The sequence below is a fragment of the Psychrosphaera sp. F3M07 genome, assembly GCF_018860345.1.
Lineage (GTDB): Bacteria > Pseudomonadota > Gammaproteobacteria > Enterobacterales > Alteromonadaceae > Psychrosphaera > Psychrosphaera aquimarina.
Map to the genome: position 1 here is coordinate 1 of NZ_JAHKPJ010000028.1, position 18,423 is coordinate 18,423.

At 41.4% G+C, this 18,423-nt stretch carries 31 protein-coding genes; 2 read left to right on the forward strand and 29 right to left on the reverse strand.

The window, feature by feature from the left end; genetic code table 11:
- Window positions 1-234: 234 nt before the first annotated feature.
- The 28 genes from rplQ to rpsJ form a co-directional block, all read right to left on the reverse strand.
- Window positions 235-636 carry a 50S ribosomal protein L17 gene (gene rplQ, locus KO505_RS16190; RefSeq protein ID WP_216056510.1) on the reverse strand — a complete coding sequence of 134 codons (402 nt, stop codon included), beginning with the start codon at window positions 634-636 and terminating at the stop codon, window positions 235-237.
- Window positions 637-677: 41 nt separating this feature from the next.
- Complete coding sequence (gene rpoA, locus KO505_RS16195; RefSeq protein WP_216056511.1) at window positions 678-1,670, reverse strand: DNA-directed RNA polymerase subunit alpha; 993 nt, start codon at window positions 1,668-1,670, stop codon at window positions 678-680.
- Between the two features lie 24 nt (window positions 1,671-1,694).
- Window positions 1,695-2,315 (reverse strand): 30S ribosomal protein S4, encoded by a 621-nt coding sequence (gene rpsD, locus KO505_RS16200; RefSeq protein WP_216056512.1) that lies wholly within the window; start codon window positions 2,313-2,315, stop codon window positions 1,695-1,697.
- Window positions 2,316-2,337: 22 nt separating this feature from the next.
- Window positions 2,338-2,727: a 30S ribosomal protein S11 gene (rpsK, locus tag KO505_RS16205; protein WP_105051511.1), complete on the reverse strand. Its 390-nt coding sequence runs from the start codon at window positions 2,725-2,727 to the stop codon at window positions 2,338-2,340.
- A gap of 17 nt (window positions 2,728-2,744) precedes the next feature.
- A complete protein-coding gene (rpsM, locus tag KO505_RS16210) occupies window positions 2,745-3,101 on the reverse strand; it encodes a 30S ribosomal protein S13 (RefSeq protein WP_216056513.1) in 357 nt (118 codons plus the stop codon).
- A 112-nt stretch (window positions 3,102-3,213) separates the two neighbouring features.
- Window positions 3,214-3,327 (reverse strand): 50S ribosomal protein L36, encoded by a 114-nt coding sequence (gene rpmJ / locus KO505_RS16215; RefSeq protein ID WP_105051509.1) that lies wholly within the window; start codon window positions 3,325-3,327, stop codon window positions 3,214-3,216.
- Between the two features lie 18 nt (window positions 3,328-3,345).
- Complete coding sequence (secY, locus tag KO505_RS16220) at window positions 3,346-4,704, reverse strand: preprotein translocase subunit SecY (RefSeq protein ID WP_216056514.1); 1,359 nt, start codon at window positions 4,702-4,704, stop codon at window positions 3,346-3,348.
- A gap of 13 nt (window positions 4,705-4,717) precedes the next feature.
- Entirely contained in the window at window positions 4,718-5,149 is a 432-nt protein-coding gene (rplO, locus tag KO505_RS16225; protein ID WP_216056515.1) for a 50S ribosomal protein L15, read from the reverse strand.
- 3 nt (window positions 5,150-5,152) lie between these two features.
- Window positions 5,153-5,335 carry a 50S ribosomal protein L30 gene (gene rpmD, locus KO505_RS16230; RefSeq protein WP_216056516.1) on the reverse strand — a complete coding sequence of 61 codons (183 nt, stop codon included), beginning with the start codon at window positions 5,333-5,335 and terminating at the stop codon, window positions 5,153-5,155.
- A gap of 6 nt (window positions 5,336-5,341) precedes the next feature.
- The gene (rpsE, locus tag KO505_RS16235; RefSeq protein WP_105051505.1) at window positions 5,342-5,842 is read right to left on the reverse strand and encodes a 30S ribosomal protein S5; all 501 of its coding nucleotides are present in this window, start codon (window positions 5,840-5,842) and stop codon (window positions 5,342-5,344) included.
- 9 nt (window positions 5,843-5,851) lie between these two features.
- Window positions 5,852-6,202: a 50S ribosomal protein L18 gene (rplR, locus tag KO505_RS16240; RefSeq protein ID WP_216056517.1), complete on the reverse strand. Its 351-nt coding sequence runs from the start codon at window positions 6,200-6,202 to the stop codon at window positions 5,852-5,854.
- Between the two features lie 9 nt (window positions 6,203-6,211).
- Window positions 6,212-6,745, reverse strand: coding sequence for a 50S ribosomal protein L6 (gene rplF / locus KO505_RS16245; protein WP_216056518.1), 534 nt, complete (start codon window positions 6,743-6,745; stop codon window positions 6,212-6,214).
- 13 nt (window positions 6,746-6,758) lie between these two features.
- On the reverse strand, window positions 6,759-7,151 hold the full coding sequence (gene rpsH / locus KO505_RS16250; RefSeq protein WP_216056519.1) for a 30S ribosomal protein S8: 393 nt from the start codon (window positions 7,149-7,151) through the stop codon (window positions 6,759-6,761).
- Window positions 7,152-7,171: 20 nt separating this feature from the next.
- Window positions 7,172-7,477, reverse strand: a complete 306-nt coding sequence (rpsN, locus tag KO505_RS16255; protein WP_216056520.1) for a 30S ribosomal protein S14 — start codon at window positions 7,475-7,477, stop codon at window positions 7,172-7,174.
- An 11-nt stretch (window positions 7,478-7,488) separates the two neighbouring features.
- Window positions 7,489-8,028: a 50S ribosomal protein L5 gene (rplE, locus tag KO505_RS16260; protein WP_216056521.1), complete on the reverse strand. Its 540-nt coding sequence runs from the start codon at window positions 8,026-8,028 to the stop codon at window positions 7,489-7,491.
- A gap of 14 nt (window positions 8,029-8,042) precedes the next feature.
- Window positions 8,043-8,357: a 50S ribosomal protein L24 gene (gene rplX, locus KO505_RS16265; protein WP_216056522.1), complete on the reverse strand. Its 315-nt coding sequence runs from the start codon at window positions 8,355-8,357 to the stop codon at window positions 8,043-8,045.
- Window positions 8,358-8,367: 10 nt separating this feature from the next.
- Entirely contained in the window at window positions 8,368-8,736 is a 369-nt protein-coding gene (gene rplN / locus KO505_RS16270) for a 50S ribosomal protein L14 (protein ID WP_216056523.1), read from the reverse strand.
- A gap of 291 nt (window positions 8,737-9,027) precedes the next feature.
- Window positions 9,028-9,282 (reverse strand): 30S ribosomal protein S17, encoded by a 255-nt coding sequence (gene rpsQ / locus KO505_RS16275; protein ID WP_216056524.1) that lies wholly within the window; start codon window positions 9,280-9,282, stop codon window positions 9,028-9,030.
- On the reverse strand, window positions 9,282-9,476 hold the full coding sequence (rpmC, locus tag KO505_RS16280) for a 50S ribosomal protein L29 (RefSeq protein WP_216056525.1): 195 nt from the start codon (window positions 9,474-9,476) through the stop codon (window positions 9,282-9,284). The genes rpsQ and rpmC overlap by 1 nt, the downstream gene beginning before the upstream one ends.
- A complete protein-coding gene (rplP, locus tag KO505_RS16285; protein ID WP_216056526.1) occupies window positions 9,476-9,889 on the reverse strand; it encodes a 50S ribosomal protein L16 in 414 nt (137 codons plus the stop codon). Before rplP ends, rpmC begins: the two co-directional genes overlap by 1 nt.
- 10 nt (window positions 9,890-9,899) lie before the next feature.
- Entirely contained in the window at window positions 9,900-10,604 is a 705-nt protein-coding gene (gene rpsC, locus KO505_RS16290; protein ID WP_216056527.1) for a 30S ribosomal protein S3, read from the reverse strand.
- Between the two features lie 11 nt (window positions 10,605-10,615).
- Complete coding sequence (gene rplV / locus KO505_RS16295) at window positions 10,616-10,945, reverse strand: 50S ribosomal protein L22 (RefSeq protein ID WP_216056528.1); 330 nt, start codon at window positions 10,943-10,945, stop codon at window positions 10,616-10,618.
- 9 nt (window positions 10,946-10,954) lie between these two features.
- Window positions 10,955-11,233, reverse strand: a complete 279-nt coding sequence (gene rpsS, locus KO505_RS16300) for a 30S ribosomal protein S19 (protein WP_105051492.1) — start codon at window positions 11,231-11,233, stop codon at window positions 10,955-10,957.
- 16 nt (window positions 11,234-11,249) lie between these two features.
- The gene (rplB, locus tag KO505_RS16305; RefSeq protein WP_216056529.1) at window positions 11,250-12,074 is read right to left on the reverse strand and encodes a 50S ribosomal protein L2; all 825 of its coding nucleotides are present in this window, start codon (window positions 12,072-12,074) and stop codon (window positions 11,250-11,252) included.
- Between the two features lie 14 nt (window positions 12,075-12,088).
- Window positions 12,089-12,394: a 50S ribosomal protein L23 gene (gene rplW / locus KO505_RS16310; RefSeq protein WP_105051490.1), complete on the reverse strand. Its 306-nt coding sequence runs from the start codon at window positions 12,392-12,394 to the stop codon at window positions 12,089-12,091.
- On the reverse strand, window positions 12,391-12,996 hold the full coding sequence (rplD, locus tag KO505_RS16315) for a 50S ribosomal protein L4 (protein WP_216056530.1): 606 nt from the start codon (window positions 12,994-12,996) through the stop codon (window positions 12,391-12,393). The genes rplW and rplD overlap by 4 nt, the downstream gene beginning before the upstream one ends.
- A gap of 14 nt (window positions 12,997-13,010) precedes the next feature.
- Window positions 13,011-13,649, reverse strand: coding sequence for a 50S ribosomal protein L3 (rplC, locus tag KO505_RS16320; protein ID WP_216056531.1), 639 nt, complete (start codon window positions 13,647-13,649; stop codon window positions 13,011-13,013).
- 24 nt (window positions 13,650-13,673) lie between these two features.
- Window positions 13,674-13,985 (reverse strand): 30S ribosomal protein S10, encoded by a 312-nt coding sequence (gene rpsJ / locus KO505_RS16325; RefSeq protein WP_216056532.1) that lies wholly within the window; start codon window positions 13,983-13,985, stop codon window positions 13,674-13,676.
- A 378-nt stretch (window positions 13,986-14,363) separates the two neighbouring features.
- On the opposite strand from rpsJ, the gene KO505_RS16330 reads away from it, so the two are divergent.
- The gene (locus KO505_RS16330) at window positions 14,364-15,785 is read left to right on the forward strand and encodes a family 14 glycosylhydrolase (RefSeq protein WP_216056533.1); all 1,422 of its coding nucleotides are present in this window, start codon (window positions 14,364-14,366) and stop codon (window positions 15,783-15,785) included.
- Window positions 15,786-15,974: 189 nt separating this feature from the next.
- Here KO505_RS16330 and KO505_RS16335 read toward each other — a convergent pair whose 3' ends face one another.
- Window positions 15,975-17,744, reverse strand: coding sequence for an acyl-CoA dehydrogenase C-terminal domain-containing protein (locus tag KO505_RS16335; protein ID WP_216056534.1), 1,770 nt, complete (start codon window positions 17,742-17,744; stop codon window positions 15,975-15,977).
- A 216-nt stretch (window positions 17,745-17,960) separates the two neighbouring features.
- On the opposite strand from KO505_RS16335, the gene KO505_RS16340 reads away from it, so the two are divergent.
- Window positions 17,961-18,410 carry a YaiI/YqxD family protein gene (locus KO505_RS16340; protein WP_216056535.1) on the forward strand — a complete coding sequence of 150 codons (450 nt, stop codon included), beginning with the start codon at window positions 17,961-17,963 and terminating at the stop codon, window positions 18,408-18,410.
- Window positions 18,411-18,423: the final 13 nt, after the last annotated feature.

An 18,423-nucleotide genomic window follows, 5' to 3' on the forward strand; every position in this document is an offset into this window, starting at 1 on the left:
TTTTGTTTGTTTGGTCAAATAACATGCAAAACTAGGTAAATTAATGCTTTAAAGGTACTTTTTGATGAAATATTGAACGGTTATAACAAATAAACAGCTTAGTTATAAACTTTACTAGCTATGCGCTGAATAGAAGTTATGTATGTATATAGGAGGAGATATATAAAAGAAGATGTATTGTTATAAAGATTTTAATCGTAAAAAAGAAAAAAGCCGGGTAAACCCGGCTTTTCTTTATTCTTCAGTAGCTTCAACTACTTCAGCATCTGCATCAAGTTCTGGTCTTTCAACCAGTTCAATGTAGGCCATTGGTGCTTTATCACCAGTACGGTAGCCGCACTTAATGATACGTGTGTATCCACCTGGGCGTTCATTGTAACGTTGACCTAATTCACTAAATAACTTACCAACTACTTCAGCGTCTCTCGTACGAGCAAACGCTAAGCGGCGGTTAGCTACGCTGTCTTGTTTAGCCATTGTGATCAATGGTTCAACAACACGACGTAATTCTTTAGCTTTTGGCAAAGTTGTTTTGATGATTTCATGCTTCACCAAAGAACCCGCCATATTACGGAACATCGCTTGACGATGACTGCTGTTGCGGTTTAATTGACGACCACTCTTACGATGGCGCATGAGCTTTTCCTTCTAACTAATTCGTTTAACCGTAATTCGGTTTAGTCATTTTCTAACAGACTAGCTGGCGGCCAATTTTCTAGACGCATGCCTAGTGACAACCCGCGAGACGCTAACACGTCTTTTATTTCTGTTAGAGACTTTTTACCAAGGTTAGGAGTTTTAAGTAACTCAACCTCGGTTCTTTGAACCAAATCGCCGATGTATTGTACTTGTTCAGCTTTCAAACAGTTAGCTGAACGAACAGTCAACTCTAGATCGTCCACAGGACGTAATAGAATTGGATCAAATTCTGGTTTCTCTTCTTCTTGCTGCACTTCAGTAACATCACGTAAATCTACGAACGCTTCTAATTGCTCTGCTAAAATAGTAGATGAACGACGGATAGCCTCTTCAGGATCCAATGTGCCGTTCGTTTCCATATCAATGATCAATTTGTCTAAATCAGTACGTTGTTCTACACGAGCACTTTCAACATTATAAGCTATACGCTCAACAGGGCTGAATGAAGCATCGAGTAAAAGACGACCGATTGGACGATCCTCATCGTCAGAGGACACACGCGCAGATGCAGGAACATAGCCACGGCCACGCTGCACTGTAACACGCATTGAAATTTCAGAACTTGCGCTCGTTAAATTACAAATAACGTGTTCAGGGTTGATAATTTCTACATCACCATCGTGCTGAAAATCACCAGCTGTAACAGGGCCGTTACCTGACTTAGTTAAAGTCAAAGTTACTTCGTCTTTCCCTTCTACGCTAACTGCTAAACCTTTAAGGTTTAACAATATTTCAATCACATCTTCCTGTACGCCTTCTTTTGCACTGTATTCGTGCTGAACACCGTCGATTTCTACTTCGGTCACTGCACAACCAGGCATAGAAGACAACAAAATTCTGCGCAACGCATTACCTAAAGTATGACCAAACCCACGTTCTAGTGGCTCTAGTGTTACTTTAGCGCGAGTTGGACTCACCTGTTCTATATCTACAAGCCTTGGCTTAAGGAATTCAGTTACAGACCCCTGCATTATATATCCTCTTATGTTTCAACTTTACTTAGAGTAAAGTTCAACAATTAACTGTTCGTTAATCTCTGCAGATAAATCAGTACGTTCTGGGTTTGATTTATAAACACCAGACATAGCTTTATTATCTACTTCAATCCAAGTAGGTTTTTCACGTTGTTCAGCTAACTCAAGAGCTGCAACAATACGTCCTTGCTTCTTCGATTTTTCACGAATAGCAACAACATCTTCTGCAGACACTTTGTAGGAAGGAACGTTCACTACGCTACCGTTAACAACAATTGCTTTGTGGCTAACTAGTTGACGAGCTTCTGCACGAGTAGTTGCATAACCCATGCGATAAACAACGTTATCTAAACGGCTTTCTAAAAGTTGCAACAGGTTTTCACCAGTATTACCTTTAATACGAGCCGCTTGTTTATAATAGTTACGGAATTGTTTTTCTAAAATACCGTAAATACGACGTACTTTTTGTTTTTCACGAAGCTGCAAACCATAATCAGACAAACGAGGCTTACGAGCTCCGTGTTGACCTGGTGCAGTATCGATTTTACATTTAGATTCTATAGCACGTACGCCACTCTTAAGAAACAAATCTGTTCCTTCGCGACGACTAAGCTTTAGCTTTGGACCCAAATATCTAGCCATGTTCTTTCTCCACTAACAGTCGTTATACACGACGTTTTTTAGGCGGACGACAACCGTTATGAGGAATAGGTGTCACGTCAGTAATGTTAGTGATCTTGAAACCAACGCCATTTAATGCGCGGATTGCAGATTCACGACCAGGACCAGGGCCCTTGACGAAAACTTCAATATTCTTCAAACCGTACTCTTTTGCTGCTTCGCCTGCGCGTTCAGCCGCTACCTGTGCAGCGAATGGTGTTGATTTACGTGAACCACGGAAACCTGAACCACCTGCCGTAGCCCAAGACAATGCATTGCCTTGACGGTCGGTTAATGTAACGATTGTGTTGTTGAAAGACGCATGGATATGAGCCATACCATCAGCAACCTGCTTTTTTACCTTTTTACGTGAACGAGTTGGAGCTTTTGCCATTTCTTGCTACCTCCGCCTTATTTTGAAATAGGTTTACGTGGACCTTTACGGGTACGCGCATTAGTTTTAGTGCGCTGACCGCGTAGAGGAAGACTGCGACGGTGACGTATGCCACGGAAACAACCTAGATCCATTAAACGCTTAATATTCAATGTTACTTCACGGCGAAGATCACCTTCTACAGTGTACTTGCCTACTTCTTCACGTAATTTATCCAAATCTTCTTCAGATAAAGTTCCGATTTTCGTATCTTCTGCGATACCGGTTGCTGCACAAATAGCTTGTGAGCGTGTTTTACCGATGCCGTAAATCGCTGTAAGTGCGATTACAGAATGTTTACGATCGGAAATGTTAATGCCAGCGATACGGGCCACTAACACATCTCCTATAGTTATGGGTCAGTCGAAAAGCCCGTTAGGATACTCGACCTCTGACCGATTGTAAATAAGGGCGAGAAATATTCTCGCCCATCAAGTTTATGTCGTATTAACCCTGACGCTGTTTATGCTTAGGGTCTGTACAAATTACGCGAACAACACCTGAACGCTTAATTACTTTACAGTTACGACAAATCTTCTTAACGGAAGCACGTACTTTCATTGCTTATACTCCGCAATTTTAGCGGCTATAACCTTTCAGGTTAGCTTTATCTAAAGCGTTTCCTGCTAGGTTTGCCTTTTTAAGAACAGATTCATATTGATGAGACATCAATAACGTTTGAACCTGAGCCATAAAATCCATGACAACAACAACGATGATTAACAACGATGTGCCACCAAAATAAAATTGGACGTTCCAAGCTATCATCATAAATTCTGGTACAAGACAAACAAATGTGATGTACATAGCACCAGCTAGTGTCAAACGTGTCATTACTTTATCTACGTATCTCGACGTTTGTTCACCAGGTCTGATACCCGGAATAAATGCACCTGAGCGCTTTAAGTTATCAGCTGTTTCTCTCGGGTTGAAAACCAACGCCGTATAGAAAAAACAGAAGAATATTATAGCAGCCGCATACAACATTACATATAGGGGTTGCCCTGGAGATAGAGTTAAAGACATTTGCTGCAAGAAATCTGCAACAGCACCTTCACCTGTACCGAACCAAGCCGCTATTGTACTTGGAAACATGATAATACTACCAGCAAAAATTGGTGGTATTACGCCAGCCATATTTACCTTAAGCGGTAAATGTGAGCTTTGTGCTTGAAACACTTGGCGGCCTTGTTGGCGTTTAGCGTAGTTAACGACGATACGACGTTGTCCACGTTCAACAAATACAACAAAGTATGTAACTGCAAAAACAATAACTGCAATCAACATTAGAACTAACAAATGAATTTCGCCCTGACGAGCTTGTTCTGCTGTTTGTCCTATTGCTGAAGGTAACCCTGCAACGATACCAGTAAAGATCAATATTGAAATACCGTTACCAATACCACGTTCTGTAATTTGTTCGCCTAACCACATTAAAAACATGGTTCCAGTTACTAAACTTACAACAGCAGTAAAATAAAAACCTGGCCCAGCATTAATTACTAGTCCCGGCATCATAGTTGGTAAACTGGTAGCAATACCAAACGACTGGAATGTCGCTAGCACCAGCGTAAAATAGCGCGTGTACTGACTGATTTTCTTACGACCAGACTCACCCTCTTTCTTTAGCTCAGCTAAAGAAGGGTGCATTACCGTTAACAACTGCATAATAATAGAGGCAGTTATATACGGCATGATACCTAACGCTAATACTGAAGCACGCTCAAGCGCACCACCGGAGAACATATTGAACATTTCTACGATGGTACCCTTTTGCTGCTCGAATAAATCAGCTAGTACTGCGGCGTCAATCCCAGGAATTGGAACAAATGAACCCAATCGAAATACAACGATTGCAATCAATACAAACCATAAGCGTTGTTTCAACTCGGCAAAGCCGGTTTGTCCGCTTTGTAGGTCTAATCCTGGTTTAGCCATAATGTACTTATCCTTATTCTACTTTTCCGCCAGCTGCAACGATAGCTTCTAACGCACCTTTAGTAACACGTAGACCAGCTACAGTTACAGCACGAGAGACAACACCAGACATTACAACTTTTACGAAAAGTACGTCTTTCTTCACTAAACCTGCCGCTTTTAGCGACTCAAGGCTAACTACGTCACCCTCAACTTTAGCGATTTCAGACAATGTTACTTCATCAGTAACCAACGATTTACGAGAAGTGAAACCGAATTTCGGTAGACGACGTTGTAAAGGCATTTGACCGCCTTCAAAACCAGGTCTTACACTTCCGCCAGTACGAGATTTCTGACCTTTGTGTCCACGACCACCAGTTTTACCTAAACCAGAACCGATACCGCGACCTACGCGTTTCTTATCTGTTTTAGCACCTGGAGCTGGAGATAGAGTATTCAAACGCATCGATTACCCCTCCACTTTAATCATGTATTGAACTTGGTTTACCATACCACGTACACAAGCAGTGTCTTCCAACTCTACTGTGTGGTTGATACGGCGTAAGCCCAAGCCACGTAATGTAGCTTTATGCTTCGGTAAACGACCGATAGAGCTACGTATTTGTGTTACTTTAATCGTTTTCTTAGCCATGGTTTATTACCCCAAGATTTCGCCAACGTTAAGACCACGTTTAGCAGCTACTTGTGCAGGAGATTTCATTCCAGCAAGAGCATCTACTGTAGCGCGAACTACGTTGATTGGGTTAGTAGAACCGTAACATTTTGAAAGTACGTTATGTACACCTGCTACTTCAAGGACGGCACGCATTGCGCCACCGGCGATGATACCTGTACCTTCAGAAGCTGGTTGCATGTAAACTTTAGATCCAGAGTGACGACCCTTAATTGGGTGTTGCAATGTACCATTAGTTAACTCTACATTTACCATGTTACGACGCGCTTTTTCCATTGCTTTTTGAATAGCAGCTGGAACTTCACGCGCTTTACCATAACCAAAACCTACACGGCCGTTTTTGTCACCAACAACAGTTAAAGCAGTGAACGAGAATATACGACCACCCTTAACTACTTTTGATACACGGTTAACCGCGATAAGCTTTTCTTCGAATTCTGTTTGTTTTGTATCTACATTAGACATGAGCTACTCCTAGAACTGAAGACCGGCTTCGCGAGCAGCGTCTGCTAACGCTTTCACACGGCCGTGATATTTAAAACCGCTACGGTCAAATGACACTTTCTCAACGCCATTTTTAACCGCACGTTCTGCAATTGCTTTACCAACAGCAGCCGCAGCTTCAACGTTACCTGTAGAAGAAACCGCTGAGCGGATATCTTTTTCTACAGTAGACGCCGCCGCTAACACTTTACCTTCAGGAGAAATTACCTGAGCATAAGCGTGGCGTGGCGTACGGTGCATTACTAAACGAGTAACACCGTTTTCAATAAACGTTCTGCGAGTGCGTTTGGCACGACGTAAACGAGCTGTTTTCTTATCCATCGTCTTACCCTACTTTTTCTTAGCCTCTTTGCGACGAATGATTTCATCACTGTATCGGATACCCTTGCCTTTATAAGGCTCTGGCTCACGATAAGCGCGAATATTCGCTGCAGTTTGACCAATTAGATGTTTGCTAGCACCCTTAACCAAGATTTCTGTCTGGGTAGGTACTTCGATAGTTACGCCTGCTGGCACTTCGAAATCAACTGGGTGAGAGAAACCAAGTGATAAGTTAAGTACGTTGCCTTTTAAGGCTGCACGATAACCAACACCGTTTAAAATAAGTTTCTTTTCAAAACCAGCACTAACACCAACAACCATGTTGTTAATATTAGCTCGAGCAGTGCCCGCCTGTGCCCATGCGTCAGAAAAACCTTCGCGTGGAACAGTGGTAACTACGTTGTCAACAACAACCACTTCAACAGCAGGGTTAACACTAATAGCTAACTCGCCTACTTTACCTTTAACTTGTACGTCCTGACCATTAACGGCGATTTCTACACCGGCAGGAACATTAATAGGTGCTTTTGCTACACGAGACATTATGACTCTCCTATTAAGCTACGTAGCCGATGATTTCTCCGCCGATGCCCGCTTTACGAGCAGCACGGTCAGTCATCAAACCTTTCGATGTTGATACGATAGCTACGCCAAGTCCACCCATTACTTTAGGTAGATCACCAGTCTTCTTATATATACGAAGACCAGGGCGGCTAACGCGTTTAATTGTTTCTATTACTGGATTACCTTCAAAGTATTTCAAAGTAACGTTTAGCTCACGCTTTACATCACCAGAAACTTCGTAATCAGCAATAAAACCTTCGCTCTTCAAAAGTTCAGCTAACGCTGTTTTCAACTTTGATGAAGGCATAGTAACGGCAACCTTGTTAGACATTTGGCCGTTACGAACGCGGGTGAACATATCCGCGATAGGATCTTGCATGCTCATCTTTCAATACTCCCAGATTCTTACCAAGAAGCCTTTTTAAGGCCTGGAACTTCACCACGCATAGCTGCTTCACGAAGTTTAATACGGCTTAAGCCGAACTTACGTAAAAAGCCATGAGGACGACCGGTCACGTTACAACGATTACGTTGACGTGAAGGACTTGAATCACGAGGAAGCTCTTGAAGTTTAAGCACTGCTGCCCAACGGTCTTCATCAGACGTGTTAACGTCATTGATAGTAGCCTTTAAGTCGGCACGTTTAGCAGCGAATTTAGCAACTAATTTGGCACGTTTTACATCACGTGCTTTCATTGATTGTTTAGCCATAACTCTACACCTTATCCTTTAAATGGGAAGTTGAAAGCAGCTAACAAAGCGTGACCTTCCTCATTTGATTTTGCTGAAGTAGTAATAGTGATATCTAAACCACGTATCTTATCTACTTTATCATAATCAATTTCAGGAAAGATAATTTGCTCGCGTACGCCCATACTATAGTTACCACGACCATCAAATGATTTCGGGTTTAAACCACGAAAGTCACGAACACGAGGAAGTGCTATTGTAATTAGACGCTCTAAAAAGTCCCACATACGCTCACCGCGTAGAGTTACCTTGGCACCGATCGGGTATCCTTCACGGATTTTGAAACCAGCAACTGATTTACGAGCTTTAGTTACAACAGGCTTTTGACCAGCAATAGATTGCATGTCAGAAGTTGCTGCTTCTAAAACTTTCTTGTCAGCTAGGGCTTCACCCAGACCCATGTTCAGGGTAATTTTCTCAAGTCGAGGGACTTGCATGACAGATGTGTAGCCGAACTGTTTCATCAATTCAGGCACTACGCTGTCTCTATAAGTATCATGCAGTTTCGCCATCGTATACTCCAAGATTAGATAGTTTTACCATTAGATTTGAAGAAACGAACTTTTTTCCCATCTTCAAATTTAAAACCTACACGATCTGCTTTCCCAGTTTCTGGGTTAACAATCGCAACATTTGATACGTTGATTGACGCTTCTTTCTCAATAATTCCACCAGGCTGCTGTAGTTGTGGTACAGGCTTAGTGTGTTTCTTGATCAAGTTGATCCCTTCAACGATTACTCGTTCAGTACCAGCGATAACTTTTAAAACTTTAGCAGTTTTACCTTTATCTTTGCCGGCAATTACGATGACTTCATCATCACGACGAATTTTGCTTGCCATGTTTAGCTCCTTAAATTACTTCAGGTGCCAAGGACACGATTTTCATGAACTTGTCGTTACGTAATTCACGTGTAACAGGTCCAAAAATACGAGTACCAATTGGCTGCAAGTTGGCGTTCAATATAACAGCTGCATTGCTGTCGAAACGGATGGATTGACCATCTGGACGACGTACGGCTGCTTTAGTGCGAACTACCACCGCGTTAAGAACATCACCTTTTTTAACTTTACCGCGAGGAATTGCTTCCTTAACAGTAACTTTAATGATGTCGCCTACACGGGCATAACGTCGGTGAGAGCCACCTAGAACCTTAATACACTGTACGCGACGTGCACCGCTGTTGTCAGCCACATCAAGCGTAGTTTGCATTTGGATCATGTTTAGTGCTCCACTATTAAATTTACTTCTACTGCCCTTTCGGACAAAGCTACGTTCCAAACCTTTACAAGGTTACCCTCAAAAAGGGCGCGCAAGTGTAACTGAACCTCCTAACGAATTCAACCTAAGTTTTGAATTTGTTTAAGATTTGTTCAATTACGATTTAAAACCATACTATTGACCGACTGGTCGCGAAGTAAGGGTTAAAATACAGATTCATTATTACTCTGTATTTGTATAAAAAAACCGGAGCTAAGCTCCGGTTTTCATTACAAAAGTTCTTTAATCAGATTAAAGAGCTTTTGCTTTTTCTATTACGTCTACTAACGTCCAAGATTTATTCTTAGATAGTGGACGACATTCACGGATTGTTACCGTGTCGCCAGTTCCACATTGGTTAGTTTCGTCATGTGCGTGCAACTTAGTTGTACGCTTAACGAATTTACCGTAAATAGGGTGTTTTACCTTACGTTCGATAGCAACAACAATAGACTTGTCCATTTTGTCGCTAACTACGCGGCCTTGTAATGTACGGATTTCGCTCATTACGCACCTGCCTTAGTTTGTGCAATTACTGTTTTAACACGTGCAATGTTGCGACGTACTATTTTCAGTAAATGTGATTGAGCTAGTTGACCCGAAGCATGTTGCATGCGCAAATTGAATTGCTCACGTAACAAACTTAGTAGTTCAGCATTTAGCTCTTCTACAGATTTATCTTTAAGTTCGCTAGCTTTCATTACATCACCGTTCTAGTTACAAAAGTGGTTTTGAATGGTAATTTACGTGCTGCAAGTTTAAATGCATCACGTGCTAGTTCTTCACTAACACCATCCATCTCGTAAAGTACTTTACCAGGTTGAATTTCAGCAACCCAATATTCTACATTACCTTTACCTTTACCTTGACGAACTTCTAACGGTTTTGCCGTAATTGGTTTGTCAGGGAAAACGCGGATCCAAATTTGACCTTGACGCTTTACTGCACGAGTCATAGCACGACGAGCTGCTTCGATTTGACGAGCAGTCATACGGCCACGGCCAGTAGCCTTAAGACCGAAAGTACCAAAGCTAACTTTGTTACCGTTTTGTGCTAATCCACGGTTGCGGCCTTTATGCTGCTTACGGAATTTTGTACGTTTTGGTTGTAACATAGTCTACTCCCTACTTAGCTTTCTGGCTACGACGCTTCTTCGCTGGCTTTGGTTGCTTTGGCTCTTCAACTTGAACAGAACCGAAACCACCTAGTACTTCACCTTTAAAGATCCATACTTTCACACCGATGATGCCGTAAGTAGTTAATGCTTCAGAAGTAGCATAGTCGATATCAGCACGTAAAGTGTGTAGAGGTACACGGCCTTCACGATACCATTCTGAACGTGCAATTTCTGCTCCGCCCAAACGACCACTAACTTCAACTTTGATACCCTTCGCACCAATACGCATAGCGTTTTGTACCGCGCGCTTCATAGCACGACGGAACATAACACGACGTTCTAGCTGGCTAGAAATGCTGTCAGCTACTAGCTGTGCATCTAACTCAGGCTTACGAACTTCTGCGATGTTGATTTGAGCAGGTACACCTGTCAATTTAGCAACAACATTACGAAGTTTTTCAACGTCTGCGCCTTTCTTACCAATAACAACACCTGGACGAGCCGTGTGTATTGTTACTTTGATAGATTTAGCAGGACGTTCAATCGTAATCTTTGATACTGAAGCGTTCTTTAATTCTTTAGTCAAAAATTGGCGGACTTTTATATCGCCATTTAAGTGACTCGCATATTCTTTAGTATTCGCGTACCAGGTAGAAACCCATGGTTTAGTGATACCTAGGCGAATACCCGTAGGATGTACTTTTTGACCCATTAGTTAATCTCCTAATCCGCTACTACAACAGTTATGTGTGAAGAGCGCTTAAGTACGCGATCAGCACGGCCTTTTGCACGAGTCTTGATGCGTTTCATTGTAGGACCTGCGTCCACAAAGATTTTCGCAACACTAAGTTCATCGATATCTGCACCGTCGTTATGCTCAGCATTGGCGATTGCAGATTCTAAAACTTTCTTCACTAACACAGCTGCTTTCTTGTTGCTGTATGTCAATACTTCTAACGCTTTGTCCACTGGTAGACCACGAATCTGGTCAGCTACCAAGCGAGCCTTCTGTGGAGAAGTACGGGCAAAACGATGTTTAGCTAAAGCTTCCATTTTCTACTCCTACTTCTTCTTAGCTTTCTTGTCAGCCGCGTGACCGCGGTACGTACGAGTTGGTGAAAATTCACCTAACTTGTGTCCAACCATTTCGTCAGAAACATATACTGGAACGTGTTGACGACCATTATGGACAGCGATGGTCAATCCAATCATATCAGGAATGATCATTGAGCGACGAGACCAAGTTTTAATTGGTTTCTTGTTCCCGCTTTCCAAGGCTGCTTCAACCTTCTTCAGCAAGTGTAGGTCTATAAAAGGACCTTTCTTGAGAGAACGTGGCATGGTATTACCTCACTAATTATTTATTACGACGACGAACAATAAACTTGTCCGTTGACTTATTCTTACGAGTCTTAGCACCTTTAGTCGGTTTACCCCAAGGAGTAACCGGGTGACGACCACCAGAAGTACGACCTTCACCACCACCATGTGGGTGATCTACCGGGTTCATTACAACACCACGGACAGTAGGACGTACACCGCGCCAACGGCTTGCACCAGCTTTACCAAGCTTGCGAAGCATATGTTCAGCGTTACCAACTTCACCTAACGTCGCACGACAATCAGCAAGAACTTTACGCATTTCGCCAGAGCGAAGACGTACTGTTACATATTGACCATCAAATGCTAAGATTTGTACGTAAGCACCTGCAGAACGAGCAAGCTGTGCACCTTTACCAGGTTTCAACTCAACGTTATGTACTGTGCTACCTACAGGCATGTTACGCATAGGCATAGCATTACCAGGTTTAATCGGGGCATCGATACCAGACATTACTGGATCACCTGCTTTTAGACCTTTAGGCGCGATGATGTACTTACGTTCACCGTCTGCATAAAGAACTAATGCAATGTTTGCACTACGATTTGGATCATACTCAAGACGTTCTACTTTCGCAGGAATTCCGTCTTTATTACGCTTAAAGTCTACAACACGGTAATGTTGTTTATGACCGCCACCAATGTGACGAACAGTAATACGACCGTTATTGTTACGACCACCTGATTTAGATTTTTTCTCTAAAAGAGGAGCGTATGGTGCGCCTTTATGTAACTCAGCATTAACTACTTTCGTTACGTGACGGCGACCAGGAGAAGTTGGTTTACATTTTACTAAAGCCATTTTTTAGTCTCCTATTACTCGGCTGCGCCGTCTTCAAGATCAAGAGAAGCACCTTCAGCAAGTGTCACGTAAGCTTTTTTCCAATTCTTACGACGACCCATGCGTGCACCAGTACGTTTCGCTTTACCTTTCACATTAAGTGAATTTACTTTCGTAACTTCAACTTCGAAAAGTTTTTCAACAGCAGCTTTAATTTCTGCTTTTGTAGCGTCTACAGCAACTTTGAATACTAACGTGTTGTTAGCTTCATTTGCCAATGTGCTCTTTTCAGAAACATGTGGAGCTACTAATACTTTTAACAAACGTTCTTCGCTTATCATGCTAGCATCTCCTCAATTTGTTTCACGGCACCAGCAGTTACTACAACTTTATCAAACGCGATTAAACTAACCGGGTCGATTGTTGCAACGTCACGTACATCAACTTTATATAAGTTGCGTGCTGATAAGAATAAGTTCTCAGATACTTCTTCAGTTATGATAAGTACATCTTTCAAGCTCATTTCGTTTAATTTAGCAGCTAGTGCTTTAGTTTTAGGCGTTTCTAATTCGAAACTTTCTACAACTACGAAACGTTCTTGACGAACTAATTCAGATAGGATGCTTTGGATAGCACCACGATACATTTTTTTATTCACTTTTTGTGAATGGTCTTGTGGTTTTGCAGCAAATGTAACACCACCAGAACGCCATATTGGAGAACGAATAGTACCCGCACGAGCACGACCTGTTCCCTTTTGACGCCATGGTTTTATACCACCACCGCTAACTTCTGAGCGAGTTTTTTGAGCTTTAGAACCCTGACGAGCGCCTGCAGCGTATGCAGTTACTACTTGGTGAACTAATGCTTCGTTGAACTCACGACCGAAGGTAGCTTCAGAAACTTCAACAGCGCCCTTAGCGCCAGCAAAATCTAATTTCATCACTATTCTCCGGATTACGCTTTAACAGCAGGTTTAACAATGACGTCGCCGCCAATTGAACCAGGTACAGCGCCTTTAACTAATAGTAAGTTACGCTCTGCATCTACACGTACAACTTCAAGATTCTGAGTTGTTGTACGTACGTTACCCATTTGGCCAGCCATTTTCTTACCTTTAAATACACGACCTGGAGTTTGGTTTTGACCAATTGAACCCGGTGCGCGGTGAGAAAGTGAGTTACCGTGAGTTGCGTCTTGCATGCTGAAATTCCAGCGCTTAACACCACCTTGGAAACCTTTACCTTTTGACGTGCCAGTAACGTCTACTAATTTAGCGTCATTAAATACTTCTACAGTAATTTCGCTACCAATTACGATATCGTCGCCTTCACCTGCAGCTAAGCGGAATTCCCACATACCACGACCAGCTTCAACACCTGCTTTCGCAAAATGTCCTGCTTGTGCCTTAGTAACGCGGTTCGCTTTTTTAGTGCCAGCAGTAACTTGCAATGCGCGATAACCATCGGTTTCTTCGTTACGGATTTGAGTAACACGGTTAGGTGTCGCTTCAATAACCGTAACAGGAATTGATACACCATCTTCAGTGAAGATACGTGTCATTCCTACTTTACGTCCGACTAGACCTATAGTCATTTTGAAACCCCTTTAATCTCTCGATTAACCCAGACTGATCTGAACATCTACACCAGCAGCAAGATCTAAACGCATTAATGCATCAACAGTTTTTTCTGTTGGCTCAACAATGTCGATTAAACGCTTGTGCGTACGAATTTCATATTGGTCACGTGCATCTTTATTTACATGCGGAGAAACCAATATAGTGAAGCGTTCTTTACGAGTTGGCAGTGGAATAGGACCACGAACCTGCGCGCCTGTACGCTTAGCCGTTTCTACGATTTCTTGTGTTGACACATCGATTAAACGATGGTCGAACGCTTTCAATCGGATACGAATACGTTGACTGTTCATTACTTACCTCAAAAGAGCATTTTAGAAAGAGCATAAAAAAACATCGCATTAGCCTTCTTCATCAGAAATCTAAGCGGTGTAAATTTATCTATTTAGTTGGATTCCCAATCGGAACCCCTGTACTGATTAACATATCGCTAATCTTTCAAACCAATGAAAAGAACATTTTTAATTATTGGTTTGCCCATATGCCTGCAACTAGTACAGACGGGAGAGCGCATTTTATAGATCTTGACTATAAATGCAACAGTTTATTTGTATAAATTGTATTTTAATCGGAGTCCATGCATTCCAGCATTACGCATACGTATGGCTGTTTCATCAAGGCAAGTTTTCAGACACTCTTAGATGCATTAATTACATCATTCAATGGACGTTATGATTAAGTTATTCAAATCAATTACATTAATAGCCACACTAGTCCTTTGGAGTCATACCGCACTTTCAGCCTCGGTTAACGTTATGGGTCCTTTATGGTTAGACACTCAAGAACAATGGCACGACTTTCGTGACGATCTAAAAACCGCCAAACAAATGGGCGTCGAAGCAGTCACTGTTGACGTTTGGTGGGGAGCCGTTGAAAAGAATGGAGATCAGTTGTTCGACTGGTCTTATTACGACAAAGTTTTTATGGCTATTTTAGAAGCAAAATTACGAATAGTACCCATAATGTCTTTTCATCAATGTGGAGGTAACGTTGGTGATGTCTGCAACATTCCTATTCCCAAATGGATTTGGCACCACTTTAATAACAAAGGTACACCTCCAGCGTTTAATACGATTGGGTCAAATGTCCAAGCTTATGACCTCATGTTCAAAAGTGAACAAGGTAATTACTCCAACGAATATGTTTCGCTTTGGGCGGACAAATTTGTGATCCCACAATACATAGAGTTTATGTCTGCTTTTGAATCTCACTTTAGTCGTATGGCTCCAAACTTTGATGAATTAAACATAAGTATGGGGCCCGCCGGAGAGTTGAGATACCCTTCTTATAATAGCCACGACAACAACACTGGATATCCAACACGTGGTGCGTTTCAATCTTTTGGTCGTTTGGCCATTATTGACTTTCAACAATCTATGCTTAGAAAATATCAACAATTAACTAAAATTAATGAAGCATGGAAAACCTCATATTCATCACTTAAGCAACTCGCGTTGCCAAAAAATATGGGGGAATTTGTAATAACTGGCCAACACCTTAATACAACATATGGTTTAGATATATTAGATTGGTATCATAAAGCTTTGATGCAACATGGTGAACGAATGTTATCCGCAGCTTCAAATGGTTTCTCAACAGCCTTTAAGCATATTGATTTAGGTTATAAAGTGCCAGGTATACACTGGTTAATGTCAGCACCTTTGCCTTTAATGCGAGCGGCAGAGTTAGCTTCAGGTGTGATTTCACCCGGCTTTAATTCGAGTAAAATGCAAGTTGAAGGTCATGGATATCGCGCAGCTATTGCGTTAGCAGCCAAATATACAACTAATGAACGCCAAGTTATTTTGCATTTCACCTGTTTAGAAATGTCAGATCAGCCAGTTGCACCTGCTTTTTCATTGGCAAATACACTTGTCGCTTGGGTTGGTAAGGAAGCAAAAAGACAAGGGGTTACTGTTAAAGGCGAAAATGCTCTGTCAGCTGGCACTTCGACACTAACAGGTTGGCACAATATAACGGATGCACTACTTAATGATGGGTATGACGGGATAACGATCCTCAGGTTAAACCACGTGACTCAAGACCTTGGAAGAACTCAATACCCAGAACTTATTAAGAAACTTAATAATTGATTATAGTTTGATTAGACGCCAGAGAATAAGACAACTATTGTCGGCTTTGACCTAACTTACATATCCTTATGGTGTCGGCATTGTCTCCTGATTGACCTGCTGGCCACATCCATGTAGCCGTTTATCAGGCGATTAAAGGCGTTTTGTTGACGCTAAATAATCTAATTTTTATGAAGTTAATTATAATTGCTAGAAATCTTCGACATTGTGTGTGAACAACATATCTGCACCGGACTCTATTTGTAATTTCAAACTCATTATCTTCGGTAATATTCTGGCAAAATAATATTTACCCGTTTTTATTTTAGATTGTGATAAAGCTTTATCTTCAACATTTTTAGCGGCTACCATCATTTTCGCCCACATATAACCAAACAAGACATAACCAAATAGATGTAAGTACTCAACCGAAGCGGCACCAAGTTCACTTGGATTACTTGATGCTTTCTTTAATACGTCTACAGTTACCGCTGATAATAAGTCTACCGCTGCTATAAGCTGATTAAGCTCGTCTGGAAATTCCGCTTCATGATCTTTAGCAAATTGAATAACTTCTTTAGCTAATACATTTGCAGTATTACCATTGTCCATTGCTACTTTTCGACCGATTAAATCAAGTGCTTGAACACCATTAGTGCCTTCGTATATTTGCGTAATACGACAATCCCTAACTAATTGCTCTTGTCCCCATTCACGAATATAACCGTGCCCACCAAAGACCTGTTGACCGGCAACACATGAATCAAAACCCATATCAGTGACAAATGCTTTGGCGATCGGTGTTAATAGTTGGCCTTTTAAATATGCAGCTTTTGCAACTTCCGAATCGTCGGAGAACTTAGCAATGTCTAATTGCATAGCAACATATGTATTAAATGCCCTTGCCCCTTCATTTAATGCCTTCATGTTTAATAACATTCTTCGAACATCTGGGTGCACAATAATAGATTCTGGCTTTTTATCCGCCGTTTTTACCGAACCCTTACCTTGTTTTCTATCTATAGCGTATTCCAGCGCATTTTGATAAGAACGCTCTGATGCGCCTAATCCTTGAATACCTACAAACAAACGCTCATAGTTCATCATTGTGAACATACAGGCTAGACCTTTGTTTTCTTCGCCTACTAGATACCCTTTAGCTCCGTCAAAATTCATGACACAAGTTGAGCTACCATGTATACCCATCTTATGTTCTATTGAGCCACAACCTAATGCGTTGTGTTCACCTAAAGTTCCGTCCTCATTTACGTTATATTTTGGAACAATAAATAAAGAGATCCCTCTTGAACCTTCTGGAGCTCCAGGTAATTTTGCTAATACTAAATGAATGATATTTTCAGTTAAATCATGTTCACCACCAGTGATGAATATTTTACTGCCTGTGATGTTATAACTGCCTTCTTCATTTTTTTCGGCTTTCGTTTTGATTAACCCTAGATCTGTACCAGCATGTGCTTCTGTTAAACACATGCTGCCTGCCCATGTTCCTGCATACATATTAGGTAAGAAGGTTTCTTTTAATTGATCCGAAGCGTGGGCATTAATAGAAACACATGCACCGGCAGTTAGCCCTGAATATAAAGAGAAGCCAAGATCCGCGCCACACATCATTTCTTCATGCATAGCCGATAACATTTTGGGCATACCCATACCGCCATATTCAGGGTCGCCAGCTAAACCTACCCAACCGCCTTCTGCAACTACATTATATGCCTCTTTAAACCCTTTAGGTGTTGTGACAAGGCCATCATTCCAAGTGACACCTTCTTCATCCGCATTTCGGCTATTGGGGGCAATTACACTCTCTGTAACTTTTGCACTTTCTTGTAAAATTGCATTCGCCGTTTCACGATCAATATTTTCTGCCAATGTGGCATTTGATTGCCAAAATTGGTCTGCCTTAAATACGTCAAATAATAAAAAGTTCATGTCATTTACTGGGGCAGAATATTTACTCATTTTCTTCACTCATTGATCAAAAGTTAACAAACTATACATCAAGAACAAATTAAAACAAACGTTTGAATTTATTTTTAATGCCCTAACAATACCTACAAAATATAGACCATGCTTATCATCTTTCTCATTTTTTATTTGATAAAGAGATAGATAAATCATTAAAAATAAAACAAAATTAATACTGACCGACATGATCAAAGATGAATGACTATAACTATGACAATTTGGATAGATGCAGACGCTTGCCCATTACCAGCAAAAGAGATTTTATTTAAAGCGGCTGAGCGCACGCAAACGCAGTTAATATTGGTCGCCAATCAATATATCAATATTCCACCTTCTAGGTTCATTAAAATGATCCAAGTACCAAGCGGATTTGATGTTGCAGATGATGAAATTGTCAAACGTGTGCAACAAGATGATCTCGTTATCACTTCGGACATTCCACTTGCATCGGAAGTCATTGATAAAGGCGCCTTAGCATTAAACCCACGAGGTGAGCTTTATACCAGTCAAAACATTAAACAAATACTGAACATGCGTGACTTTATGGATACGATGCGCTCAAGCGGAATAAACAGTTCTGGCCAGGCGAAATATGGTGATAAAGACAAACAACAATTTGCCAACCAACTAGATCAGTGGTTAGCAAAGGCTGTTAAGTAATATAAGCCTGCAA